Origin of the sequence: Saccharopolyspora spinosa NRRL 18395, assembly GCF_000194155.1 — a bacterium.
GTDB classification, from domain to species: domain Bacteria; phylum Actinomycetota; class Actinomycetes; order Mycobacteriales; family Pseudonocardiaceae; genus Saccharopolyspora; species Saccharopolyspora spinosa.
Map to the genome: position 1 here is coordinate 861,796 of NZ_GL877879.1, position 24,510 is coordinate 886,305.

General features: G+C 66.6%; 22 protein-coding genes. 14 read left to right on the forward strand and 8 right to left on the reverse strand.

Annotated features, from left to right (window positions below):
• Position 1 precedes the first annotated feature (1 nt).
• The 5 genes from SSPN_RS0122955 to SSPN_RS0122975 are packed head-to-tail and all read right to left on the reverse strand — an operon-like array spanning position 2 to position 6,519.
• Complete coding sequence (locus SSPN_RS0122955) at positions 2–1,645, reverse strand: class I adenylate-forming enzyme family protein (RefSeq protein WP_044574804.1); 1,644 nt, start codon at positions 1,643–1,645, stop codon at positions 2–4.
• Complete coding sequence (locus tag SSPN_RS0122960) at positions 1,642–3,342, reverse strand: CoA transferase (protein ID WP_010309481.1); 1,701 nt, start codon at positions 3,340–3,342, stop codon at positions 1,642–1,644. Before SSPN_RS0122960 ends, SSPN_RS0122955 begins: the two co-directional genes overlap by 4 nt.
• Positions 3,339–4,145, reverse strand: a complete 807-nt coding sequence (locus tag SSPN_RS0122965) for a class I SAM-dependent methyltransferase (protein ID WP_010309483.1) — start codon at positions 4,143–4,145, stop codon at positions 3,339–3,341. Before SSPN_RS0122965 ends, SSPN_RS0122960 begins: the two co-directional genes overlap by 4 nt.
• Entirely contained in the window at positions 4,142–5,275 is a 1,134-nt protein-coding gene (locus SSPN_RS0122970; protein ID WP_010309484.1) for a DegT/DnrJ/EryC1/StrS family aminotransferase, read from the reverse strand. Before SSPN_RS0122970 ends, SSPN_RS0122965 begins: the two co-directional genes overlap by 4 nt.
• 5 nt (positions 5,276–5,280) lie before the next feature.
• Positions 5,281–6,519: a DegT/DnrJ/EryC1/StrS family aminotransferase gene (locus SSPN_RS0122975; protein WP_010309487.1), complete on the reverse strand. Its 1,239-nt coding sequence runs from the start codon at positions 6,517–6,519 to the stop codon at positions 5,281–5,283.
• A gap of 277 nt (positions 6,520–6,796) precedes the next feature.
• On the opposite strand from SSPN_RS0122975, the gene SSPN_RS0122980 reads away from it, so the two are divergent.
• From SSPN_RS0122980 to SSPN_RS0123005, 6 genes are read left to right on the forward strand one after another with little or no spacing between them, the layout of a single operon-like run.
• A complete protein-coding gene (locus SSPN_RS0122980; RefSeq protein ID WP_010309489.1) occupies positions 6,797–7,831 on the forward strand; it encodes a Gfo/Idh/MocA family protein in 1,035 nt (344 codons plus the stop codon).
• Positions 7,821–8,732 (forward strand): sugar phosphate isomerase/epimerase family protein, encoded by a 912-nt coding sequence (locus SSPN_RS0122985; RefSeq protein ID WP_010309492.1) that lies wholly within the window; start codon positions 7,821–7,823, stop codon positions 8,730–8,732. The genes SSPN_RS0122980 and SSPN_RS0122985 overlap by 11 nt, the downstream gene beginning before the upstream one ends.
• Positions 8,729–10,036 carry a M20/M25/M40 family metallo-hydrolase gene (locus tag SSPN_RS0122990; protein ID WP_010309495.1) on the forward strand — a complete coding sequence of 436 codons (1,308 nt, stop codon included), beginning with the start codon at positions 8,729–8,731 and terminating at the stop codon, positions 10,034–10,036. The genes SSPN_RS0122985 and SSPN_RS0122990 overlap by 4 nt, the downstream gene beginning before the upstream one ends.
• Complete coding sequence (locus tag SSPN_RS0122995; RefSeq protein ID WP_010309496.1) at positions 10,033–11,154, forward strand: Ldh family oxidoreductase; 1,122 nt, start codon at positions 10,033–10,035, stop codon at positions 11,152–11,154. The genes SSPN_RS0122990 and SSPN_RS0122995 overlap by 4 nt, the downstream gene beginning before the upstream one ends.
• Positions 11,151–12,101, forward strand: a complete 951-nt coding sequence (locus tag SSPN_RS45225) for a Gfo/Idh/MocA family protein (protein ID WP_044574808.1) — start codon at positions 11,151–11,153, stop codon at positions 12,099–12,101. Before SSPN_RS0122995 ends, SSPN_RS45225 begins: the two co-directional genes overlap by 4 nt.
• Positions 12,098–12,517, forward strand: coding sequence for a DUF6917 domain-containing protein (locus SSPN_RS0123005; protein WP_010309500.1), 420 nt, complete (start codon positions 12,098–12,100; stop codon positions 12,515–12,517). Before SSPN_RS45225 ends, SSPN_RS0123005 begins: the two co-directional genes overlap by 4 nt.
• Positions 12,518–12,633: 116 nt before the next feature.
• Here the strand turns inward: SSPN_RS0123005 and SSPN_RS0123010 are convergent, their stop codons facing one another.
• Together SSPN_RS0123010 and SSPN_RS0123015 are read right to left on the reverse strand one after the other, a co-directional pair.
• Complete coding sequence (locus SSPN_RS0123010; RefSeq protein WP_010309502.1) at positions 12,634–13,893, reverse strand: nucleotide sugar dehydrogenase; 1,260 nt, start codon at positions 13,891–13,893, stop codon at positions 12,634–12,636.
• Between the two features lie 63 nt (positions 13,894–13,956).
• On the reverse strand, positions 13,957–15,228 hold the full coding sequence (locus tag SSPN_RS0123015) for a COG1470 family protein (RefSeq protein WP_143539683.1): 1,272 nt from the start codon (positions 15,226–15,228) through the stop codon (positions 13,957–13,959).
• A 437-nt stretch (positions 15,229–15,665) separates the two neighbouring features.
• Between SSPN_RS0123015 and SSPN_RS0123020 the strand changes: the two genes are divergently transcribed.
• On the forward strand, positions 15,666–16,442 hold the full coding sequence (locus SSPN_RS0123020; RefSeq protein WP_010309509.1) for a bestrophin-like domain: 777 nt from the start codon (positions 15,666–15,668) through the stop codon (positions 16,440–16,442).
• A 155-nt stretch (positions 16,443–16,597) separates the two neighbouring features.
• Here SSPN_RS0123020 and SSPN_RS58565 read toward each other — a convergent pair whose 3' ends face one another.
• Complete coding sequence (locus SSPN_RS58565; RefSeq protein WP_010309513.1) at positions 16,598–16,801, reverse strand: hypothetical protein; 204 nt, start codon at positions 16,799–16,801, stop codon at positions 16,598–16,600.
• A gap of 602 nt (positions 16,802–17,403) precedes the next feature.
• On the opposite strand from SSPN_RS58565, the gene SSPN_RS0123030 reads away from it, so the two are divergent.
• From SSPN_RS0123030 to SSPN_RS0123060, 7 genes are all read left to right on the forward strand, one after another.
• Positions 17,404–18,534 (forward strand): mandelate racemase/muconate lactonizing enzyme family protein, encoded by a 1,131-nt coding sequence (locus SSPN_RS0123030; RefSeq protein ID WP_010309516.1) that lies wholly within the window; start codon positions 17,404–17,406, stop codon positions 18,532–18,534.
• A gap of 374 nt (positions 18,535–18,908) precedes the next feature.
• A complete protein-coding gene (locus SSPN_RS45235; protein WP_010309518.1) occupies positions 18,909–19,676 on the forward strand; it encodes an ABC transporter substrate-binding protein in 768 nt (255 codons plus the stop codon).
• 5 nt (positions 19,677–19,681) lie between these two features.
• Positions 19,682–20,368, forward strand: a complete 687-nt coding sequence (locus tag SSPN_RS45240; RefSeq protein ID WP_010309519.1) for an amino acid ABC transporter permease — start codon at positions 19,682–19,684, stop codon at positions 20,366–20,368.
• 11 nt (positions 20,369–20,379) lie between these two features.
• Entirely contained in the window at positions 20,380–21,147 is a 768-nt protein-coding gene (locus tag SSPN_RS0123045) for an amino acid ABC transporter ATP-binding protein (RefSeq protein WP_101377396.1), read from the forward strand.
• 3 nt (positions 21,148–21,150) lie between these two features.
• Positions 21,151–21,852 (forward strand): GntR family transcriptional regulator, encoded by a 702-nt coding sequence (locus tag SSPN_RS0123050; RefSeq protein WP_010309524.1) that lies wholly within the window; start codon positions 21,151–21,153, stop codon positions 21,850–21,852.
• Between the two features lie 92 nt (positions 21,853–21,944).
• Positions 21,945–23,171: an aminotransferase class I/II-fold pyridoxal phosphate-dependent enzyme gene (locus tag SSPN_RS0123055; RefSeq protein WP_010309527.1), complete on the forward strand. Its 1,227-nt coding sequence runs from the start codon at positions 21,945–21,947 to the stop codon at positions 23,169–23,171.
• Positions 23,172–23,297: 126 nt separating this feature from the next.
• Positions 23,298–24,509 (forward strand): M20 family metallopeptidase, encoded by a 1,212-nt coding sequence (locus tag SSPN_RS0123060; RefSeq protein WP_029535637.1) that lies wholly within the window; start codon positions 23,298–23,300, stop codon positions 24,507–24,509.
• The last annotated feature ends 1 nt before the right edge of the window (position 24,510 follow it).

The window sequence follows — 24,510 nt, forward strand, 5'->3', positions numbered from 1 at the left end:
TTCAGCTCCCAACCGGGTCACAAACCTGGGCAGTACTGAGTTCGACGGCGATTGCCGTGGTAGTACGGCGGCATACCTTCCCGGTCGGGGCCAACGGAAGTTCCGGCAACCGCACCAGGAACTCCGGTAGTTTCCGCCGTTCAAGGCCGCGCTCCTGCTCTAGGAACCCGGTGATCTCGGCGAGAGACAGCTCAGGAGTTCCTGCGGCTTGACTGATGCACGCGCACATTCGTTCGCCGAGATCGTCATCTGGTACCGGAACGCAAGCCACATCGACGACCACCGGATGTGCGCTGATCTCACGCTCGACCTCAGCCGGGCTGATCTTGTAGCCACCCCTCGAGACGACCTGTTCGATCCTGCCGAGGACGTGTAACCGCCCGTGCTCGTCGAGTAACCCCCGGTCTCCGCTGCGTACCCAACCGCCCGGGGCACGATAACGGGCGTCGAGCTCAGGGGCCGCCACGTAGCACAGCGGGGTCATCGGACCACGAGCCCAGATTTCGCCGGGCTCGCCCAGCGGAACAGGCTGCCCTTGGCGGTCCACGATGCGGATCGATGCGACCGACTCATCCGGAATTCCGGTACCTGTTTCCCGGCTGGTGCCCGTTCTCGCGGTGTGGCAGTTCACCCCGTCCGATGATCCGTAGATGGTAATGACCTGGCAGCCCAGCCGCCGACTGCATTGCGCCGCAGTGACATCGGAGAGCGGTGCAGCACTCGACACGACGGCACGTAGGCTCGACGTGTCTTCGTCCGGTGCGCTGGGATGTTCCGATAGCCGCCGCAACATCGTCGGTACCCCGAACAGATGGGTCGGACGGTACTTGGTGACCATCCGCAGGGCTTGCGCCGAATCGAACCGCTCAGCGAGCACAAGCGTCCAGCCCAGCGTGGCAATGGCGACGAAGGTCGCGCACGAACCGTACGACGAGGCCATCGACATGAGGATGAGGCCGCGCGCCGGCCCTTTTCCGCTGTGCAGGGCCCGCACATAGTTCGCTCGCCCGCCGGCCACGGCGTTGTGCGAATAGGCGATCATCTTCGGATCCGCCGAAGTACCAGAGGTGACGAGAATCCGGGCGGGGGCCTCCGGATCGACCGGCCGCGGGGACCAATCGTTCGGCGGGCCAACATCGTCCAGCGAGCGTGCCCCGTCCTCGCCCGCACCGAAGGTGAATACCGCGCGAGTATGCGGCAGTTCGCTGGCGACGTCCGCGTCCGGTGCGGCACCGAAGATCCCGGCGCTGGCACGCGACCGGCCGAGCAAACTTATCGTATCCCTGCTACCGCGGCCCGCCGGGTACGGCAGCGCCACCGCGCCAATGGCGGCGACCGCGAGTTCCGCTACGGCCATCCGCCACCCGTTGGGCATGCGGATTCCGATGATGTCCCGCGCGCCGAGCCCGGCATCGGTCAGCGCTGCCGCGATCCGGCGCACCTCACGATCCAGCGCTGCGTAGTCGAGCGAACGTTGCGCGTCGATGACCGCTTCGCGATCCGGGTGTGCGCGAACATGCTCGGTGAAGAGCGTGTAGATGTCCTTACCTGGGCAGTCGCCTTGGCGCACCCACTGGCTCCGCAGCTCCGCAGGCACGCAGTCCCGGATTTCGGTGCCCGCCCAAGATATCCAGCGGTCCGTCATTCGAACTCCCAAGGTGTCAGCGGAAATACGTGCTCGTCGCGGCCCAGCGCCAAGTCGAATCGCGGATCAGCGGCCAGGTCCCGCAGCTCGGTGCACACGTGTGTCGCCACCACGTCTGCCTCGGCCAACAGCGAGATCGATGTCGCCGTCGGTTGCTCCCGCAGCCTGGTAGCGATCTCGGCGGCGTTGCCGGAAGACCTGAGCCCAAGTGGCCCCGCCACGCTGCTGGGAGCTACTCCCCTTGGCAGCACGAGGTATCCGTCACCGGTCGCCAGGGGACGATCGAGCTCCGTCCACACCGGCCGGTGGCGAGGCCGCGGCATCACGCCGGCCGACGAGTACAACGAAGAGTCCACCCTCGACCCGTTACCAGTGCGGACCCGCCTGAGCAACGAAGCCAGCACTCCCTGCGCACACACCAGCCCGCCGAGAATGTCCGTGAGTGTCATCAACGACGGCGCGCTCGGCTCGTCCTCGGGGTAGGCGGCGGCGCCGAGACCGCTATGCGCCTGCACCAGGAAATCGGTGCCCACCGGTTTTTCCGGCCAGGGCAGCGGTTCCCAGCCCGATGCCCACGCATAGGTGAGCCCCGGTCTGCAGCGGGCGAGATCCGCCGCGTCCAGGCCCAGCTGTTCGGCCTTGCCGGGCGCCCAGTTGTGCACGAACACGTCAGCCTCCGCGACGAGCTCGTAAACTGCGCGCCGACCGGAATCGGTCTTGAAGTCCAACTCGACAGCCCGTTTGCCCTCGTTCAGGGCGCGGAAGCGCGCGGAGCAATCGCCCGCCATCGGTGGGATCCCCCGCATCGGATCGCCACCCGGCGGCTCGATGCGGATGACCTCAGCCCCCAGCATCCGCAGAACATGCCCCGCTACCGGGCCCTGGACCCGCCGGGTCGACTCCACCACGACGATCCCCTCGAGTGGTCTCGCAAGGGACGTCGCCGGACGGACCTCCGCCGTACCCGGGAGAATGCGCAGGCTGCACGCGGCAACGTCCACCGGATGCGCAGGATATTCCCGCAAGGGCAGCGCGTGGATACCGGCGGACACGGCTGCGGCCGATATGACGTCGTAGTCCACGCCCGCGATCGTCTTGTGCAGTTCCGACGGCAGATTGGCCGATGCCGTGGCGAAACGCTGCTGGAAGGGCCACCAGCCCTCGCCGATCGCTGACGGCTCGGCACCGAGCGCACGCCAGAACAGCTGCCAGCCCTCGGCATACAACGTTTCAATTTCGAACCGGATCCCGTCCCGCGACCGGAACGGTGGACGGCCACCAGCTTCCCAACTCTCCACCCAATCGTCGTCGCTGGTCGCCACCGCGAGATACTGCTGTACCGCCAGCAACGCGGCCTGCGCAACGGATGTGCGGACCGCGCTCAGCCGGACGCCCCGCTCGCGTGCGATCGAACCCGCCAGGACTCCCTGCGCCGCAAGTACCCCGGCCACCGTCGAGGCGTAGTCCACGCCAAGCCTGGTCGGCCGACCGGCGGCCCGCCCGTGCACGTGCATGATCCCGCACGCGGCCTGCACCGCAGACTCGTCCGGCAGCGGTATGGCGACCGGGCCCGACCAATCGATATCGGCCTCGACCTGCTCTGCCGCGCAGTCCGCCGGCAAGGCGCTCAGCTGCGCCTCCGCCACCCGGGCGGCGACCTCTGCGGCCGCCTTCCGAACCGGAGCCGACGTCGTCATAACTGCCGTTCCCTTCGGCCCTGCACCGAGTACATGACGCTGGACGATGCCCGGAACGACGGTTCGCGCATCACCGCGCGCACCTCCGCCAGCTCCGCATCGGTCATCCCCACCGAGACCAGCCCGTCCCGCAGCTGATACGTGTGGTTCAGCTGCAGCTGCAGAGCCGCCGACTGCGGGTACCGCAACTGGATGTACGGCTGCGGGTCGATTTCCACCAGGCCCGCCGCGCGCATCGCTGCGGCGACCCGCCTTCCCCACTCGGGATCGCCGCCACGCGAGCGCATCAACTTCGTCTTGGCAAGCAGGAACTTCTGGTAGACCTGCGCGGCGCGTTCATCAGCTGCCAGCAGCAACGGTTCGTATGCGGTGTCGAACTCCTCGATCTGCAACCAGCCGCCCGGTTTCAACGCCCGGATGAGTTTCGCCATGATCGCGTCGCGTTCGGCAAGCTGTTGGAGCACCAGCCTGGCCACGATCAGATCGAAATGGTTTTCCGGCAACGGTTCGATCCTGGCGTCATGCACGACTGCGGTCAGGTTTGGGTGATCACCGATGCGGCCCAGCTCGATATCGGTGGCCAAGACGCTTCCGGTGGGTGCGACGCGGTCGGCGAGCCATCTCGCGACCGAGCCGTTGCCGGCCCCCAGCTCCAGGCAGTGCCAGCCGTCGGAAACCCCAGTGGCGGCGAGCCGTTCGGTGGTCATCGGGTCATACGCAGCGGTCAAACAGCGGTACTGCTCACCTCGGCGGCTACTGTCGCTGAACACGTAGCCGTGCGTGTCGGATGCGGCGGTCGTCAATGCGATACACCTTCCTCGGCGGCAAAATCGCAGACCGCGTCGGCGATGTACGTCACCTCCGAGTCGCTGAGGTGCGGGTAGATCGGGAGTGCCAGGATCCGCCGGCTCGCATATTCGGCGTTCGGCCACCGCCCGCCTGCGGGTGCGTGCGGTGCGAATCCCGCCTGCAGCGGAAGCGGCTGCGGGTAGTAGACGTGCGAGCCGATGCCCCGCTTCGCCAGGTGATCTCGCAACTCATCGCGTTCCTCGGCTTGAACGCAGTAGACGTAGTAGCAACGCCCCTCCCTCCCCGACGGCGGGGGCAGCACGACACCGCGACCGTCCAACCCGGAGAAGCGTTCGGTGTAGTAGTCAGCGATGGCGGCCCGACGTTCCAGGCGCGCCGGGAGTCCCGCGAACCGGTACGTCTGGAAGGCCGCCTGGATCTCGTCGAACCGGCTGTTCGTCCCGACGATTTCGTAGATGAACCGCCGCCGGTTCTGCCCGTGGTTGCGCAGCATCCGCACCTTGCGCCCCAGCTCCGGGTCGCGAGTGACGACAGCACCTCCCTCGCCGGGCATGCCGAAGGACTTCACCTGCACGAACGAGAAAACGCCGGCATCGCCCCAAAGCCCGGCGGACGTGCCGTCCAGCACCGCGCCCTGGGCTACCGCGGAGTCCTCGAGAAGCCGCAGCCCGTACTTCGCCGCCAGCTCCACGAAGCGCGGCATGTCCGCCATGATCGAGAACATGTGCGCCGGCATGATCGCCTTGGTCCGGTCGGTGATCCGCCGCTCGACGTCGTCCGGATCGACGACCATCGTGTGCGGGGCGACGTCGGCGAAGACCGGCTTCGCCCCCACCTCGAGCGCCGACGACGCCAATGGCGCACAACCGAAGGCCGGCACCACCACCTCGTCCCCGGGCCCGATGTCCATCGCGCGCAGCACCAGGCCGAGAGCGGCGGTGCCACTACCGCAGGCGACGACATCGGCTGCGCCGAGCGACTCCCGCAGCAGCGCTTCGAAATGGGCGGTGCGCTCACCGAGGATGAACTTCTGCTCGCGCCCGGTGCCGATCTCCCAGAGCAGCTCGAGCATTACCTTCCGGTCGTCGGCGAACAGGTCCGGTGGGAAGAACGGGAGTTCCATAGGCATCAGGCGCACCTCCGGAAGCAGAACTCGCTAACAGCGGAGCAGACCCGGTCGAGTTGCCCGTCTTCGAGATCGGGGTACAGCGGTAGCGCCACGGCCCGCTCGCTGGCGGCCTCCGAGGCCGGGAAGTCCCCGAGCCGGTGCCCGTGCCCGGCGAAGCAGGGCTGCAGGTGCAGTGGCGTCGGGTAGTACGTCTCGGTGCCGATCCCGCACCGGGCCAAGTGGTCGACCAGCTCGTCGCGATGTTCGACCTCGATCACGTAAGCGTAGAAGACCGCCACCGACCCCGGTCCCCGGTCGACCACCTGCGGAAGCCGGAGCACGCCGGGTACCCCGCGAAGCCTTTCCCGGTAGGCTTGGGCCAGTTCCGCTCTGCGGGCGATGTCGGCATCCAGGCTCGTCATCTTGGCCAGCAGCACGGCCGCCTGGATGTCGTCCATCTTGCTGTTGGTGCCCACCAGACCGGTTTCGGTGGAAATGCCCGGGAAGTTGTTGAGGGTCCGGCCGAATCGGCCGTGGTGCCGCAGCCCGGAGACCAGCTCAGCGATCTGCGGATCGTTCGTGAGCACCGCACCGGCGTCGCCCAGCGCACCCAACGTCTTGCTGGGGAAGAAGGAAAGCACACCACCAGCACCGTGCAGGCCCGCGTGGATCCCGCCCTGCCGCATCCCGATGCTCTCGGCGCTGTCCTCCAGCAGGGTCAGCCCACGGCGGTCGACGACTTCGCGCAACGCGGGCATATCGGCCATCTGGCAGAACAAGTGCGCCGGCATCACGAAGCGGGTGCGCGGCCCCGCGACCCGGTCAACCTCGGCCGCATCCAGCGCGTAGGTGACCGGATCGATGTCGGCGAACACCGGCCGCCCGCCGGCAAGCAGGACCGACGTCGCGGTGGCGACGAAGGAATACGCCGGCACCACGACCTCGTCCCCGGGACGCAACCCAGCCGCGCGCAGCAACAAAATCAGCGCGTCGGTGCCGCTGTTGACCCCTACCGCGAAACGCGCACCGGTGTAGTCGGCGAGCCGACGCTCCAATTCGCCGACCTGGCGCCCGTGGGAGAACTTCCCATTGTCGAAGACCTCCTCGACGTGGGCGCTGATGGACGGCCAAAGCCGGTCGAACGTTCGGGCTTGGGAGAAGAACGGGACAGAAACGTCGGCGGCGGCTGCTTCATCCGGCGATGCCCTTAATCCTTCATTCGCGCTGACGGAATCCGTCCCGCGGGACAATACGATCACACTCCTGTTAGGACCTTCAATCGGAGTTCGTGATCACGAACCTAGCCGACTCGCAAGTCGAACCGAAAGCCGTCAGCCGCCTCGCTAGATTTTTTCACTCTTTACGGTGAGAGACGAATCTCCTTGTTTCGTCGCCTCTTCCACTGGACCTCAGACCTCTGAGGACAGTAACTTCGCTCCTACCGGACTTCCGCCGAGCCGAGTTGGTCCTTATTAGATCGGCGTGGAACTGCTGATCCGGTCCCCGAGAATCAACCCGCGAGGGCTACGGAGTACGATGCTGCAACCTTTCGTGGTCGGCCTTGGCCGGGCAGGCGCCGGCCTGCATTTACCGGTCCTGGCAAAAGCGCGAGCCGCCGCGAGCGAACTCTTCCGCCCCGGTCCCGTCATCGCCTGCGACTCCGACCCAGACAAGCGCCCGGCCACTCCCGGCGTGACCACCGTCGACTCCGCACGCGCGGCCGCGCAACGACTGGACCCGGACAGCACCGTGGTACACCTCTGCACGCCGCCGCAGAATCGGGCCGAAGCGCTCGCCAGCCTCGCCGAACTCGGCTTCCAGCGGTTCATCATCGAGAAACCCCTCGCCACCGATGTCGACGAGCTCGGTGAGATCAGCGCGCTGCGCGGCCGGCACAGGCTCGACCCGGCGGTGGTGACGCAGTGGCTGGACTCCGAGCTCACCCGCCGGCTCGTGGCATTGATCCGGCAGCAACGGCTCGGTGAGCTCCGATCAATCTCGGTCGCCCAGCACAAACCCCGGTTCACCCGCTCCACCGTGGCCGACGGGCACCCGACGGCGTTCGACGTCGAGGTACCGCATTCCCTCGGCGTAGTGCTGCACCTGGCCGGGCCGGCGACAGTCCGCCACGCGGAGTGGACCGACATGCACGGCCCGAGCGCCGTGCTCTCCCGGATGGGCAGCGCACGGCTGATCCTGGAGCACCAGAACGGCGTCGTCACCGAGATCTTCTCCGACCTGACCGCACCTGTGAAGCAACGCCAGATCACCTTGGAATTCGACCGCGGCCAGGCGATCGGCCACTACCCCATCAGCGACAGCGACGACCACGCACAGCTGGTGATCCGCGGCGAATCCCCGGGCCGGGAGGTCTTCCGCGATGACGCGCTGACCAGCTTCATGGTGCGCGCCTACCGCCATTTCCAAGGAACCGCGCGCAGCGACCACGGGACGTTCGACTTGCACTGCGACGTCGTCGGGCTGCTTGCGGCAGCGAAACGGCACTGCCTGGCGGCCGAGCAGATCGTCACGTCCACGCCGAAGGGCAGGATTCTCCACAATGCGTGCTGATCAACCTCCCGCGCCGAACCTGCTCGCCGGTATCGGAGACGAAGCGGCCACCGCGCTGACCGACCAGATCACCGCCGTCAAACGTCTCGGCTGGTCGGCGATCGAACTTCGCACGGTAGACGGGATCGCGCTGGCGGATCTGGACGCGCAGCAGTTCTCCAGCGTGCTGCGCGCCGTCCGCGCCGCGAACCTCGACGTGGTGTGCCTAGCCTCCCGAATCGGCAACTGGTCCCGGGCCATCACCTCGCCGTTCGCCGACGACATGCACGAACTCGACGTCCTGGCGCAACGTTGCCACCAACTGGGCACCCGGTTGATCCGAATCATGTCCTACCCCAACGACGGCCTTCCGCACAGCGAGTGGCGTGATCGCGCGCTGGCGCGTGTTACCCGGCTGGCCGAACGCGCCGCAGAGCACGGCGTCACGCTGGTGCACGAGAACTGCGCGGGATGGGCAGGCAGCAACGCCGACCGGATGCTGGAGCTGGTCCACGAGGCCGGCGGTGCCTCGCTGCGGTTGCTCTTCGACACGGGCAACGGCGTCGAGTACGGCTACGACACCCACGACGTACTCCGGCGAATCCTGCCGCACGTCGCGCACGTGCACATCAAGGACGCGATCGGCGAGCCGGGCGACGCCGCATACGTCTTACCTGGCGAAGGGCAGTGCCGCGTCGCCGAAAGCCTGCGACTGCTGATCGCGTCCGGCTACCCGGGAGCCTTGTCGATCGAACCGCACCTGCTCAACCGGCCGCATGAAGGCATCCAGGCGGCTGGTTCCGACGCGGAGCCGTTCGTGCAGGCCGGCCGACGCCTGGAAACACTGCTGAACGAAGTCGGAACGCCCGCCGCGCTCGACGAGCCGGATCGGTCCGCCACGACCGGGCACGTCACGTCATGATGCAGCGCGAAATCTTCAACTGCGACGATCGGGACCTACTCCTGCACCTGCTGGCGACCCCCACCGTCGGGCCGTTGGAAGCGTCCGCAGCCGACCCACCACCGCAGCTGTGGGAAGCGCAGCGCAGCTACGCCCGGGCTGCTGCCGCCCTCGGATTCCAGACGGTGCACCACGAAAGCCCGGCACCTGAGGTCTTGGCGCGTGCCGACGTGCCGCGAACCGTGCGCAACGCCGCAGCAGACCCGCAGTTCCTCGCACAACAACCGAGCCTGGTGCTCCGCCTCGGCCCCGAGCTCCCGCGCGAGGCAACCGTGCTTTTCAACGTCCACCTAGACACTGTCGCCGGCCTCGAACCGGTGGCCTTCCACGACGGATGCTTCACCGGGCGCGGCGCCATCGACGCGAAAGGGCCGGCGGTGGCCCTGCTCGCGGGCATCCGCGACGCCACCCGGGCCGACCCCGCACTCGGGCGCGACGTCGGAGTCCTCATACAGGCCGTGTCGGGCGAAGAAGGCGGCGCGATGGGCACCTTCGGGACCCGCCCGCTCGTGGAGTCCGGTTTTTTCGGCCGCCTCAACCTCTTCTGCGAACCGACGGGCCTGCAGTACCTGCCCCGCGCGACGGCCTCGATGACGGCGTGCGTGCAGGTGGACGGCCACGGCGCCATCGACGACCGGCCCGACGCCGGGCACAACGCCACTGTGCTCCTCGGTTTCCTCGCCCAGCACATCGCCCGCGAACTCGATCCGGGACACCGCCCGGGCCGGCTCTGCGTCGCCGGCATCCACACCGGTGACCTGCACAACCGGGTCTACGGCAACGGAAAACTGCTGATCAACCTCTCCTACTCGACCGCTTCCGAGGGTGCTGCGGCGGAGGCCGAACTGCTCGCAGCGGTCAACAGCGGAGTCGAGCAGTTCACCGCGACCTTCGCCGACACCCGAGAATTCGCCCGCACCGCAGCCGACGCCTCGTCCATCACCCGCGTGGACTGGCTCAAGCGCGGCTTGCCGTGCCTGCACAGCTCCGCGGCGTGGGCCGAAGAGCTCCTCACCAACGCTGGTGCGGCTCGCTGGCCAGACAGCACCCCGGCCTTCACCTGCGACGCGATCTGGATGGCCGGCGTTCCCGACACCTACACCGCAGTGCTGGGCCCCGGAACCCTCGACGGGAACAACGCGCACGCCGAAGGGGAATACGCCGAACTGGACGAACTCCGGAGATACGCATCCATCGTGTCCTCGCTGCTCACCGGCTTCGCCGATCAGCACCGCCGCCAGTTCCAGAAAGGGAAGATTCGATGACGCTGCAAACGCGGGCTGCCTCGGGCACCGTCCAGGTACGCTACGAAGACCTGCACACCTGGGTCAGCGACCTGTTCACCGAACGCGGGATGCCGCCGGACCGTGCACGCACTGCCGCTTCCGCGCTGTGTTACGGCGATCTGACGGGATTCGACTCGCACGGCGTGTTCAACCTGTCCCGCCTCTACCTGCCGCTGTTCGACTCCGGCCGCGTCGACCCGGTTGCGGAGCCGGAGATCGTCACGGACACCGGTGCGTGCGCTGTCGTCGACTCGCGGCGCGCACTCGGCCTGTGGTCGGCCGCCGAAGCGATGGACACCGCCGTCGAACGCGCCGGAAAACACGGGATCGGCCTGGTGTCCGTCCGCGACGCGACGCATTTCGGCTGTGCCGGCTTTCACGCGACACGTGCCGCCGAGCAGGGCATGGTCGGTATTGTCGCGAGCAACTGCGGAGGCCAACGCATTGCCCGGCCTCCGCTCGGCGCGCTGACGATGCTCGGGACCAATCCGCTCGCCGTCGCTGCCCCAGCCTTGACGGACCATCCGTTCGTGCTGGACATGAGCACCACAGTGGTTCCCACCGGAAAGGTGCGCATCGCAGCGAGCCGCGGCGAGACCATTCCGCCAGGTTGGCTCACCGACGACGCCGGGAACCCGGTCACCGATCCCACTGCCTTCGACCGCGGCACGGCGCACCTGGGTTGGCTTGGTGGCTCCCCGGAAACCGGCGTCTACAAGGGTTACGGCCTGGGCCTCGCCGTCGAGTTGCTGGCCGCGTTGCTACCCGGCGCCGACCTCGGCCCCGCGCCGGCGGCCCTGCAGGGCGACGGCGGCCCGCACGGACGCGACGACGGAATCGGTTTCTTCGTCCTGGCGATAGCGCCGGATCTGCTTCGCCCAGATGGCGACTTCGGCACCGACGCGCACACGATGTTCGCCACCCTGGCCGCCTGCCCGCCAGCAGCCCCGGGCAACCTGGTCCGGTATCCCGGCTGGTGGGAGGCCGAACGCGCCCTCGAACGCCACCGTTGCGGAGTCCCGATCCCCGCACACGTCCACCGCGAACTGCTCGAACTCGGGTTGCCCGGCACCGAACCGGCGGGTGAGCACCAGTGACCCCTACCGCCGGGAACGCACGAAAGGTGGCCGTCGTCGGCCTGGGCACGATCTCGAAGTACTACCTGGACGCGGTCCGCCACGATCCCGGTTGGACGTTGGCGGCGGTGTGCGACATCCGTTCCGCCGCGCTGGCACCACACCGATCCGACACGCCGTGTTTCCGCGACCACCGCACGATGTTCCAGGAGGTCGCCCTGGACGCCGTGGTGGTCACCGCGCCCAACGACGTCCACGCGCCGGTGTGCCGGGACGCCCTGCGCGCTGGGCTCCCGGTCTGCGTGGAAAAGCCGTTGGCGGTGTCACTCGACGACGGCCGCGAGCTCGCGGCGCTGGCCGACGCCACCGGAACACCGCTGTTCACCGCATTTCACCGCCGGTACAACGAGAACGTGTTGCGCCTGGCGGACCAGGTCCGCCGAGGCGGCGCCATCGAGAAGCTGACCGTCCGGTACAACGAACTCATCGAAGACCACATAGGCGCCGACAACTGGTACCTGGACCCGCTGCGGTGCGGCGGCGGATGCGTGGCCGACAACGGGCCCAACGCCTTCGACCTGGTTCGCATGTTCGTCGGCGATGTCACGGTCGCGGCGGCGAGCGTGCGACGTGACCAACGCGGAACGGATCGCCGAGCCGTGATCGAACTGCGCTCGGCCACCGGCATCCCGGCCACCGTCGAACTCGACTGGTCGTATGACGGGGAGATCAAAGACGTCGACATCCTGCTCTCGGGCGGAACGCGGTTCCAGGCCGACATGCTGGCCGGTCATCCTGGCTTCAAATCCTCGCTGTGGCACGAATACGCCGGCATACTCGGCGACTTCGCCGCGACCATCTCCGGTGTCCCGCGAGAGGACGGCGGCCTACCGGCACTCGACCTCGTCGCACAAACCTATCGAATCGAACGAGCCGGCGTCCTGGCGCCGGAAGGGCAGGCAAGGTGAATTTCGAAGAGGACGGCGCGAAACGAGCCGTCAGCGGGACGCTGGTGAAAGTGCTGCTGCACCGCCGGGAACAACGGGGCATGTCCCTCGAACCGCACGCGAGCCGCTGTGTCCGGCGAGGCGAGATCCACGAGCTGGTGACCACCGACCACGAGGACACCTCGCCCGGCGCCCGCATCGACCGCGTCGGGTTCCTGGGGTTCGCCGAGATCGGGTGCGCCGGTGTGATCGACCGCGGCGACGAGTTATGGATCGGGGCAACGCTGCTCGGGACCGTGCTCGGCTTCGACGCTTGCCACTTTCCGAACCACTACAACATCCTGATCCAAGCCGAGAAACCGGTGACCGGTGCGGACCTGCGGCTCGAGCCGGAAATGCCGGTCACATTCGCCCCCGCGCTGCTACCCGCGAACTGAACCACCAGCGGGAAAAGCGGCCGGTGCCAACCCCAACGGGATGAGCACCGGCCTGTTCGTCCGGTGATCTCGCCGACGATGGTCAGGGACCGCAAAACGAGTTCAAGAACAGGCCGTCACAGCATGGTCACGTTCGCGCCCGTGCTCCGTCCCCGGGTGTCCAGCAGCGCGCACCTGGAGGCGGCGAGTTCTACCGGGTCATAGCAGGAATGGTCCTGCATCAGGATCGCGATGTCCGCGGTTTGCAGCGCATCGGCAAGCTGGTCCACTTTGACCAGTGCCGCACCGTCCACCGCGAACGACCGGACATTGGGATCGTGGAAGCGGACATCCGCGCCTCGGGCCAGCAGGCCGCGCGCGACCGGGAACGCCGGCGACTCGCGCGTATCGGCCACATCCCGTTTGTAGGTCACGCCCAGCAGCACCACCCGCGCACCGGAAACTGGCTGCCCCTGCTCCTCGAGGAGCTTCACCACCCGAGTCACCACGTGCTCCGGTATGCGCTGGTTCACCTCTCGCGCGGCGGCGAGCATGTCGAACGAAAATCCCACGCTGTGCGCCTTGCTTTGGAGGTACAGCGGGTCGACCGGGATGCAATGGCCCCCGACCCCCGGTCCGGGGTGGAACGCCGCGAAACCGAACGGTTTCGTAGCAGCGCAATGCAGGACATCCCAGACGTCAATGCCCATCTGGTCGCAGAAAAGCGCAACCTCGTTCACCAACGCGATGTTCACGTAGCGGTAGGTGTTCTCCAGGATCTTGGCCATCTCGGCCTCCCGCGTGCCGCGAGACACCACGAGGGTGTCGACGAATCGGCCGTAGAACGCGACACCGTACTTGGCGCAAAGCGGCGTAACACCGCTGATGATCTTTGGCGTGTTCTGTACACCGAACGTCGCGTTGCCCGGGTCGATTCGCTCCGGCGAGTAGGCCAGGTGGAAATCGCCACCGGCGCGCAGTCCACTGCCTCGCTCCAGGATCGGGAGCACCACCTCTTCGGTGGTGCCCGGATATGAGGTGGATTCCAGCACCACCAGGGTGCCCGGGCGCAGGTGCCCGGAAACCGTTTGGGCCGCCGTCCGCACCGCCATCAGGTCCGGCTCACCGGTGTCCGACAGCCCCGTGGGCACGCAGAGCACAATGGTGTCGGCGTCGCCGAGCACCGAAGGGTCGGTGGTCGCGGTGAATCCGTTCGCTGCCATGCCGGCGATCACCTCGTTGGAGACGTCCCGGACGTGCGACCGACCCGCGTTGATCTCGGCCACCACTTCGTTGCTGATGTCCAGGCCGATGACTGCTAAACCGGCTTCACACGCCCGGGCGGCCAGCGGCAACCCGACGTAGCCGAGCCCAACGACAACCAATTCTGCGGACATGCGCGACTCCTAGCTACTCGTCGTGTTCATCAAGCCGAACCGATGCGGAGCTCCCGCGCGAGGTCACTTGCCGGCACGGGTCGCCGAGGACAGCGCACCGACGCTGACCATCATCACCAGCACACCAAGGATCGCGATGAAACCCGCTGCCTTCTCGGGCGATTCCCGCATGGCACTGGGTTCGGTTTGCTCGTAGCGCGGTGCCGGAGGCGCATCGAGTGGCGAAGCAGGCGCGACGCCAGGCGGCGTGTCGGGCGGTGCGCCGGGCACCACCGCATGCGTGGTGGCTTGCACCAGTTGTGCGGATTCCGCCACCACACCCCCGATAAGCGGTCTCCCGACAACCGTGAGGTCGACAGACTCCCCGGCGCTCGCCCGGCAACGGTAGGAAAAAATCTCCCCCGGCTCCAGGCGTGCGATCTCGCGCCGGCAAGAAACCGGCCGCCCGGTCACCACGACGTCGACCAATGGCACCGACGATGATTTGTTCTGCACCGTGACCGGAACCTCGGCCGCATCCGTGCCTGGGATGTGCTCTATCTGCCCGATGTCCAGCGACACCGCCGCTTGCGGCTGGGGAAGCAGCTGAACCCGCCCGGTCGCCGCCGCATGAACCGGCCAGCCCCCGAGGCTCCAGCCGCGCGCCTCTGCGGCCACCTGGCCGTCTACGGGCGTTTTACCCGGGCAGGAAACCACTTTCTGCTTTCCGGGATCGAGCCGGCCGATCGAGATGCGGCATGGTCCGGAATCGAGATCGGCCGTCACTCCGACCAATGGCATATCACCGGTGTTGGTGATCACGGCGGTCTGGCTTAGCCGGTCACCAGGGCGGCCTTCCGCTGGAGCCGCCTCTGTGCGGATATCGATGGCAGGCTTCCCGGTGGTCCACACGACATGCAGCGTCCAACCGAGGCCGCAGGAAGCCCCTAGCCCCTGCCACAAGCCGTGGAAAGCGATCGTGCTCCCGTCGGCAGCGAGCATGCCTGGCAGACGTTCGGTGACGTTCGCGTGTGCGATGTCGCCATGCGGACCCCCGGTGATGCGTTCGGCCACGACCTGCTCCGCACCGATCCAAAACGCCGGCGCGACCGGCTCCAGCTCTCCGCGGCCGGGAGGCCGACAGTTCTTCGGGTTGCCGGTCCACGTGAGCTCCGCATCGACAATCCGCTTTCCAGGCGGGATTTTCAGCTTGGCCACCGACGGAACACCGGGAGACGAGACGCCTGCGATCGTCGTGGACCCCGCGCCGGGGTCATCAGGCTCGACCCGAGCGGCCCCGGCCAAGTGCGCGGAGCAGAGCAGCGGCGCCAGCAACACCAGCGCGAACGCGAGCAACCAGGATTGCCGTGACACACGCCGTTTCCGCACAGCATTTCACCGCCCTTCGTGCGTTTTCCCGGGAGAAGTTCCCACACCTGCTGGCCGAATCCGACCCGGCGAGGACGTCGCTCGGGTTTCACATCAAACCGGCTGGACCCTAGCATGGCGAAGACGGTTGCCTGTTAGGGCAATTCTGCATATCCACATTGGACTTAACGGCCACATGTTCAGGCATTACTCAAGACCACACGGCGCCAAGAAGTGGTTGCGGATGGGCGATACCCGTTCCCAACGGCCGTTCAAGATCACCCTATAGTGTGAAATTACCAGCACTTGCCACAAGACGGGTTTCACGTGAATCCGCAGCAGGTAATGTTTTTCGAAGGTCGAGCGGTTCCGCTCCACATCCGCTCCCATTCTTGTCCTGTCAGGCAACCAAGAACGGAAGTTCCGTGCTTCTCCTCACCCTGCTGGCTTTGGTGCTGTTGCCCCTGTGCGTCGTCGGGTTCACCGTGCTCAACGCCCGCCGTAAGACCGCAGCCTCCGGTGAGGCGGACTCGGACTCGCAATCATTCGCCGGCGGCGTGCTGAACGCCTTGTTCACCGTTGTACTGGCGTTCTACATCGTGTTCGCCTGGCAGAACGGTGACGACATCAGCAAGGCGTCAGACAAAGAGGCGAACGCGCTCATCGACACGCACTGGCAGGTCAGCACGGCGCCCGAGCCACACGCAACCACCATCCAGTCCCTAGCCGCCCAGTACGCAGCGCGAGTCGCCGACCACGAATGGTCCGCACTGGACCGAGGCGAGACCGACCCCGAGACCGACCGGTTGCTGAACTCGCTACGTGCCGAGGTGCTCGCGCTCCCTGCGGACACCGAGACGCTCAAGACGGCGCGGGAACAGTCGATGCAGAACGTCCGGCAGATCGACGAAGGGCATCGCCAGCGGGTCGACGTGGCCACTGATGACCAGAATTTCAACATCATGCTGCTGATGGCCAGCATCCTCGGAGGCGTGCTGATGATCGCATACCCGCTGATCATCGGGCTTAGCATGCGGCCGGCCAACGTCGTGACGATGGTACTGCTGACATTGACCATCGGCTTCACCATCTTCATCTCGATCGAGCTGCTGCACCCGCTGCACGGACCGTTCGGCGTCGCACCCGACGCCTTCAAAGCGGCTCTGGACGCATTCGCCACGGACACAAGCGCTGGGGTCTGACGCACCCGTCAGGTTCATGGACCGTTGCTCATCCGCCGCACGTGCTTGACCGTGAACCCGGCGGCGATCTAATCGGCAGCTCACTCAGCAACGTCGTGGCGATGTGGCTACCCACAGTGCTCACACGGCGGCGGTGCGTGCCGTCGCGGCCCGGATCAGAAACGCGCCCGGCAGCCGGTTTCCTCAAGGTCGATGACGAGATTCGTTGCTGCTTGTGCCACCCACGCGGCAGTCGGGTGCGCGGTGGTGCCCAGAATCCGGATCCGGCGACTACCGTGCTCGATGATGGCGAGCAGGTACATCCTCACCCCGGGCAGGGTCACCATCTCGAAGAAGTCACACGCAGGAAATCCGCCCATGTGCCGGAGTTCCGTTCGGGTGCCGGGTCAACCCCCAGCCGCCCGCAAGATGTCCTAGACGGTCGACGCGGCCGGCCACCTCGTCCCTAGTCGGGATCATGCGCTGGCTCCTTCACGCCAAAGGTCCGAATGGCAGTGCCGTGCCGTGCGCCTGGCTACAACCAACCGGCACGGGCTCGCTCGTTGACATCCTGCACGTCGGCGTTCAAACTGTTGACAGAACGCTTTGAACTGCGTGTTTAGGGAGTTTTTTGAACGTTCAGCCCCGCCGTTGCACGTTGGCCGAAGCGAACCGCACAGCGGCGCTGCGGTTGGTTGAGGCGGTTGGATCGCGATTTTCACGACGCTATCGACACTCTCGCCGACATTCCTGCGACGGTCGGCGCGCTCAGCCAGTTGCGCGCCAGGTGTGACCGGGGCGAGCACCAGAGCCGATACGTGAGCATGCCGGACCTGTCTATTCGCTTCGGGGGGTTTGCCAGACGAACCCGCCGCCCGTGCTCGCGGTCCCGCTGATCAACTCGTTCGAGGCTCCGAATGCCGGTTACGGCCGGAGTCCATGAAGGACACGCGGATGAGCGGAAAGGACTGTAGTGACGAGCATGCCTCATAGTCATGGCCAGGGAGCTTCGATCGCCGACTACTCGATCATCGAGGCCGGTTTCGTGACAGTCGACCTGAACCTGCGGCGCCGACTGCTTCACTCTGCGGTCGACACGGCAGTGCTCACCGAGGTCTTCCTGAGGGTTCGCCTCGCCGACGGGACAGTCGGCTGGGCCGAGACCCGCGGTAACGGCGCCTACGCCACAAAACACGACACCACGGACATCGTTGCTGCGTTGATGGCGATACCGGATCTGCCGTGGTCGAATCCGGGGGAGCTTGCTGATCGCCTGGCTGGATCATGCCCACCTGCGGCGATGCTGGTGGACGTTGCGTGGCGAGACGCGGTCGCCCGATCGTCAGGCGTCCCGCTGTGGAGCACGTTGACGTCGACCCCACCGCCCGTGGCCATCCCGACACACACCATGATCGTATTCGGCACTGTGGCCGAAGCTGAGGAGCACACGAGTGCTGCTGTGGCGGCGGGATATCCACGGCTCAAGATCCGCATCGGAGGCGATCCTGGCCTAGACCGCCGCCGCGTTGAGGCTGCCCGAAATGTCGCGGGAGACAACGTCACACTCGTGGTCGACGCGAACGGAGGGTGGGACGTCCCGACTGCGATCGGATCGCTCAGGTGGCTGACCGACCTGGGGGTCGCGTGGTTCGAGCAACCGGTCGCGGGACTCGATGGCCTGGCTGCGGTCCGGTCGGCGTCCCCGATCCCAGTGTGGGCCGACGAGTCCGTCCGCGACGCAGCATCGGTACGTGCCGCCGCGACGCTGGGCGCGATCGACGGTGTTCACCTGAAGCTCGAGAAAACCGGCACTGTTGCTGCCCTGACCGAGGCAGTGGACACCGCCCGGCGCCATGAGCTCGAAATCGGTCTAGGGCAGATGGATTGCGGACGGCTCGGCTGTGCGACCACTGTCCAGCTTGCCGCGGGGCTCGGCATCGGGATCGCGGAACTGTGGGGCTGCGCCAACGTGACGGATGATCGCGCGAGCGGAATTGAACTAGCCGATGGAGCAATTCCCGTGCCGATCGCTCCTGGCCTGGGAGTCGATGTCGAGCTGAGCGCGGCGGACCTGAACGCGCTCGGACGCAGCGGGGACACGTCCACCATCTAGAGGACTCACGCATGTGATGACAGTGGCGGCCGGCGCTACGTCGAACTCCCCGCCCGTCAACCACAAACCGTTATGGAAGCTGCACAATGTGTAGCCATCGCTGCGGTCCCGAAACGGCAGATTTACCCACCGGCAACCACGCCCATCCTTGTCGAAGCCAACCTGGAGACTGTTGACATTTTGGCGCCCACGACTGAAGACTGTTTACAGAACGTTCGGACCTGGGCCTTCAGAGAGGAAAGCACATGGTATTCCGACTCCTACGAGCAGGACTGGCGGCGCTGAGCGTCCTGCTCATCACGGCACTGGTGGCGTGTGGCAGTTCTGCGCCAGCGGGGAACACGCCGGCTCCTGCGGTCGCTCCGCCTCCCGGCTTGGTCAAAGACGGGGTCCTGACCTTCGCGACGGCGGCGACGTTCGCGCCGTTCGAGACCCGGTCCGCGGACGGTACGTTCCAGGGTTTCGATATTGACATGATCAACGCTTTGGCCGGGAGCATGGGGCTTACCGCCAAGCCGACCGACATGGAATTCGACGGCTTAATCCCTGCGCTCGGCGGCAAGCGGGTTGATGTCATCAACTCGGCGATGTACATCACCGACGAGCGGCAGAAGAAAGTCGACTTCGTGCCCTACCTGTTGATCGGCGAGAGCTTGATCGTGCCGAAAGGCAACCCGAAGAACATCACGCAGGTGCCCCGTGATCTGTCGGGGCGCACCATCGCGGTGACCCGCGGCGCGATCGGCGAGCGGTACATGAACGCGTACAACGACGAGCTCCGCGCACAGGGCCTCCCGCCAATGACCATCATGACGCTGCCAACCAACCAGGACGCGATGCTGGCGGTCCAGTCGGGGCGTGCCGATGGGTTCGACACGTCCACGCCGACCGGCTCGAAGATCCTGGCCTCGACGGGCGAGACCTTCAGCTCGGCTGCGACCTACAAGAACGAGACGAAGATTGGCATCGCGGTCCGCAAGGGCGACACCGAGACCGCGGCTGCCATTCAGGCTGCACTGAAGAGGTTCGTCGAAACAGGGGAGTACGAGAAGCTGCTGGCCAAGTACCAGTTGCCTGCCACTTCGAACATTTTCACCTCGCAGAACGCGTCCCCTCCGTCGACACCAGGTCATGGGGGCTGACCGGCATGGAAATCCTCGAGCGTGTCTTCTCCAGCTCCTTCCTCACCGCCACGCTGACCACCTTCGAACTCACGGTGTTGGCCATGTCTCTGGGCATCGCCGGAGGAGTCGTTCTTGCTCTGCTCAAAAGCGGGCCGACCCCGTTGCGATGGCTGATCGATGGCTATATCTGGCTGTTCCGCGGCACCCCCGTGCTACTCCAACTGATCTTCGTGTTCAACGTATTGCCCCTTTGGGGGCTGAACTTCAGCCCCTTCACCTGCGCGTTGATCGCACTGGCGCTCAACGAGGTCGCCTACATGGCAGAGATCGTGCGTGGTGGCCTGTTGGGAGTTGACCGTGGCCAGCGGACGGCGGCGCACATGCTTGGCCTGTCGGAGCTGAAAGTCATTCGCTGGGTGGTGCTACCGCAGGCGTTGCGGCTGATTCTGCCGCCGACCGGTAACCAGTTCATCGGCATGCTCAAGACCTCGGCGCTGGCCTCCGTGGTCAGCGTCAGCGATCTGATGCTGACTGCGCAGCGCCAGGCGGCCGACGACTTCGACTATGTCTCGGCGCTGTGCGCCGCTGCGCTGCTCTACCTGCTGCTGACCACCATTTTCACGTTCGGCATCCGGGCCGTTGAGCGCCGTTTCGACGTCACGCTGCGCGCCTCCGCCCGCAGCGCCCGAACCACGCCTCAGCCGGCCTGATGGGAGACACGATGAACGACACAACCGTGGCCCCGCCGTCCGCACCAAGGGTTTTGGAGGCCTGCGGCCTGGGCCGCAGCTACCACGGAAAGCCAGTGGTCATCGATGTCGACCTTGCGGTCCCGGCTGGGCAAACCGTTGCCGTGCTCGGACCGTCTGGTGCGGGAAAATCCACAATGCTCCGCTGTCTGGCGGGACTCGAGCCAATCCAGTCGGGTTCGGTCGCGTTCCAAGGCGACACGCTCGCCAAGCCGGGTACCAAACCCCGCTCCTTCGCTGGCCGCATCGGGATGGTCTTCCAGCAGTTCAACCTCTTCCCCCATCTCACGGCACTGGAAAACATCACCCTGGCGCCGCGGCGGGTGCGCGGTACGGGCCGGGAGAAAGCGGAAGCCGACGCATTCGCCCTGCTCGAACGAGTCGGCCTGCCCGAGCATCGCAACCATTACCCGTACGAGTTGTCTGGTGGGCAGCAACAACGTGTGGCCATCGCACGTGCGCTCGCGATGCGCCCCGAGCTGATGTTGTTCGACGAGCCAACCTCGGCCCTGGACCCCGAGTTCACTCGGGAAGTTCTGGCCGTTATGCGCAACCTTGCGGAGGAAGGCATGACGATCGTGACCGTGACTCATGAGATGGAGTTCGCGCGCCGGACCGCGGATCGAGTCGTGTTCATGGTCGACGGCCGCATCGTCGAGGACGGCAACGCTGAAGCGGTGTTCACGCGTCCCACCAACGAACGCACTAAACAGTTCCTTCAGCAGATCCTGGGAGAGTGAAGAATGGTCCCCGCTGGTACCGCGATCCCGTTCGGTACGCGCAAGCAGGACTGGGCATACCGCCTGCTGCGCGAATGGATCCTCACCGGCAAGCTCGCGCCGGGCCAGCAACTCAGCCAGGAGAAACTCGCCGCGGAACTCGGAGTCAGTCGAGGTCCGCTGCGTGATGCCCTGTCCCGCCTGGCCACCGAGGACCTAGTGATCGACCGCGCGCACCAGAAGTGGATGGTGGCAGCGGTGTCATCGGACGACGCCCGCGACGTCTACAATGGACGGGCGGCGCTGGAGAGCATGCTCGGCGCCGCGGCGGCTCAAGCATCGCAGGAGCGCCGGATTCGGCTGGCCGCACAGCTGACCACGCTCATCGACGAGCAGCGGAACGCGGCCGCAACGGGCGATTCGAGCACACTTCGCGTCCTCGACCGGCAGTTCCACGACGCGATCTACGACCTGGCCGGAATGCCCGCGTCGATGGGCGCCCTGAACCAGCTCCGCGCCAAGAGTGACCGCTACATCACGCTCTACCTGTCCGACTCAGACCGGGCCCACCAATCGCTGCGCGAGCACACCAAGATCGTCGCCGCCCTGGAGGACGGCAGCGCCTGGGAATCCGCAGCGTGCACCCGCACACACGTACTCGGCGGCCTGGCTCAGCTCATCGGCTCCATCGAAGCCCAGCCGGCCACCCTGGGCACCCCTGATTAGCCGGGTCGTCTCGCCTGGTACCGCGTCGCCTTACGGCGGCCCCGTCAAGACCAACACCCATAAACACACGAAATCAGATAAGGAAAAGTGCTGTGGCTCAACTGCCCGATGCCATCAACCGCCTGTCCCTGCCGGAGCTTTCCGACACGCTGGGCAAATCCCTGCGTGAGGCCGAGCGCGAGCTGGAGAATGCGCCTGGGCCTGAGGATCTACTTGACGCCACCTATGCCGACACCCACCGCTTCCCGCCGCCCGAGTGGGCACTGCCGACCTTCGTCGAGGCAGCCGGCGGCGGAGGGATGACGTACACGCCGTACCGAGGCGACCGGGCCGTCCGTGAGGCTGTGGCACACAACGTCTCAACCGTGCTCGGCGTACCCGCGACGGGATCGGCCGACGTCATCCTCACCCCGGGGACGCAGGGTGCGCTGTTCGTCGCCCTCGCCGCAATCCTTTCGCCTGGCGACCTCGTGCTCCTGCCCGACCCGGACTACCTGTCCACCGAACGCATGCTGCGCTACTTCGGTGCCCGCGTTGAACGCATCCCGATGATCTGGCCGGACGAAAGCGCCACCGGTCGAGGCACGCGCCCGACCCTGGACCTCGATGCGCTGGAGCGCGCGGCTGCGAACAAGCCACGCCTCATGGTCTTCTCACACCCCAACAACCCCACCGGGGCTATCTACGGCCAGGACACGATCGAGGCGATCGCACGCCTCGCCCAACAGCACGACTTCACGGTAATCGCCGACGAGCTCTACACCCGCCTGGTGTACGAGAACGAGCCGTTCTACCACCTCGCCGCCGTCGATGGCCTCGCCGAACGCACCGTCACCCTGCTCGGCCCGTCGAAGACCGAGTCACTGTCGGGTTACCGCCTTGGCGTGGCCGTGGGCCCCAAGGATCTGGTCGACGCGATGGAGGACCTGCAGTCGGTCAGTGCCCTCCGCGCTCCCGCATACGCGCAGCACCTGCTCACGCACTGGATCGCGGAGGACCAGGAGTTCCTGGCCAAAAAGCTGGTCGAGTACCAAGCCCTGCGCGACACTACGGTCGAGAAGATCAACACCTCGTCCGTGCTGCGGGTCAACGCCAGCTACGGCAGCGCCTACGTCTTCCCCAAGATTCTGACCGGAGCGCGTGACCAAGACGTCGCGCTCGCGCTGAAGCAGAAGGCCGGAGTCGTGGTCAATCCGGGCTACCAGTTCGGTCGTGCCGGACTGGGGCACATGCGGCTGTGCTTCGCCCAAGACGAGGCCCGGTGGGACGCGGCGCTCGACCGCATCATCGACGTGGTCGGGTCCGTCGCCCCAGCCTGATCAGCCACGCCTGTCCCTCGCTACCCAGCACACGCACCGCTCACCAGCGCGGGTCGCCTGGACCATCACTGACTCGGTGGCCCCGGGCGGCCCGGACCACCGACCTGCCCCCGCGGAGGACTTGAAATGACCACCACGACCCGCGCCACAAGACCGGAGACTTCACGCATTCCTGACGTCGTCGATCTCCTAACCTCGTTAGTGGCGTGCGACTCGACCAACCCGACAGGCGAAGAGGAAAGCACCGCCGCCCTGCTCGGCGAGGCGTTGGCGGCGGCGGGATTCGAAACGACCATCGACACGCTGGCCCCCGGCAAAGTGAACCTCACCGCGCGCCTGCGACTCGGCGCCGGCGGACGGTCGATCATGCTGAACTCGCACCTTGACGTCGTGCCTGCCGGAATTGGGTGGACGAGCGCACCGTTCGAGCCGGAAGTCCGCGACGGACGGCTGTTCGGACGCGGGTCCGCCGACGCCAAGGGACCACTCGCGGCGATGGCCTGCGCCGCGATCGAGCTCGCACAGTCCGGCACGATCACGACCGGCGAGATCGTCTACTCCGCGGTGTCACAGGAAGAGGGCGACTCGGCCGGTGCCCGCCGCCTGGTACCTGAGCTGGTCGGTGCCGGGCGACTCCCGGATGCCGTCATCGTCGGCGAACCTACTGGGATGCGGCTGCTCACCGCGCACAAAGGCTCGATCCGCCCGGTCATCGAGGTGGTCGGCCGCTCGGCACACGCGGCCACACCGCAGTTCGGGGTGAACGCGGTCGTCGCAGCCGGCCAGCTGCTGGGCCTGCTCGAGGACTACGCCACCGAGCTCGGCGGACGCCGCCATCCACTGCTGGGCGCAGCCACCTGCACCCCGGTACTGGTCGGCGGTGGAGAAGCGCCCAACGCGGTGCCCGAGCGCTGCCGCATCACCCTGGACCGCAGACTGCTGCCCGACGAGTCCCCAGACGCCGTCCTCACCGCCATCAACGAGGTACTCGCCCGCTTCGCCGAGCAGACCCCAGGCGCGACGGCGTCGGTCGCCGAACTCGCCCCCAGCACAGGAGGCCCCTCGGAAACCCCCGGCGACCACCCGTTCGTCGTCGGGGCACGCCGCGCGCTGGCCGCTAACGACGCCGACGATTCGCTCGGCGGGCTGACCGTCAACTGCGACATGACCCACTTCCGGGCAGCTGGCGTGCCCACCCTGGTGTGCGGCCCCGGACAACTCGAGGTCATGCACGCCGTCGACGAGCACGTGGTCGTCGACGAACTCGCCGCCTCGGTCGGCCTCTACCGAGCGATCCTCGCGGAATCCCTCACCAGCACCGAGCCGTACCCCAGCTGAC

Coding starts and splice junctions, on each gene's coding strand:
- SSPN_RS0122990 (WP_010309495.1), top strand. CDS start 8,729: ATGATGCAGCGCGAAATCTTCAACTGCGACGATCGGGACCTACTCCTG.
- SSPN_RS0123030 (WP_010309516.1), top strand. CDS start 17,404: ATGCCTCATAGTCATGGCCAGGGAGCTTCGATCGCCGACTACTCGATC.
- SSPN_RS0122970 (WP_010309484.1), bottom strand. CDS start 5,275: ATGGAACTCCCGTTCTTCCCACCGGACCTGTTCGCCGACGACCGGAAG.
- SSPN_RS0122980 (WP_010309489.1), top strand. CDS start 6,797: ATGCTGCAACCTTTCGTGGTCGGCCTTGGCCGGGCAGGCGCCGGCCTG.
- SSPN_RS0122955 (WP_044574804.1), bottom strand. CDS start 1,645: ATGACGGACCGCTGGATATCTTGGGCGGGCACCGAAATCCGGGACTGC.
- SSPN_RS0122985 (WP_010309492.1), top strand. CDS start 7,821: ATGCGTGCTGATCAACCTCCCGCGCCGAACCTGCTCGCCGGTATCGGA.
- SSPN_RS0123050 (WP_010309524.1), top strand. CDS start 21,151: ATGGTCCCCGCTGGTACCGCGATCCCGTTCGGTACGCGCAAGCAGGAC.
- SSPN_RS58565 (WP_010309513.1), bottom strand. CDS start 16,801: ATGGGCGGATTTCCTGCGTGTGACTTCTTCGAGATGGTGACCCTGCCC.
- SSPN_RS45240 (WP_010309519.1), top strand. CDS start 19,682: ATGGAAATCCTCGAGCGTGTCTTCTCCAGCTCCTTCCTCACCGCCACG.
- SSPN_RS0122960 (WP_010309481.1), bottom strand. CDS start 3,342: ATGACGACGTCGGCTCCGGTTCGGAAGGCGGCCGCAGAGGTCGCCGCC.
- SSPN_RS0123060 (WP_029535637.1), top strand. CDS start 23,298: ATGACCACCACGACCCGCGCCACAAGACCGGAGACTTCACGCATTCCT.
- SSPN_RS0122995 (WP_010309496.1), top strand. CDS start 10,033: ATGACGCTGCAAACGCGGGCTGCCTCGGGCACCGTCCAGGTACGCTAC.
- SSPN_RS0123010 (WP_010309502.1), bottom strand. CDS start 13,893: ATGTCCGCAGAATTGGTTGTCGTTGGGCTCGGCTACGTCGGGTTGCCG.
- SSPN_RS0123045 (WP_101377396.1), top strand. CDS start 20,380: ATGAACGACACAACCGTGGCCCCGCCGTCCGCACCAAGGGTTTTGGAG.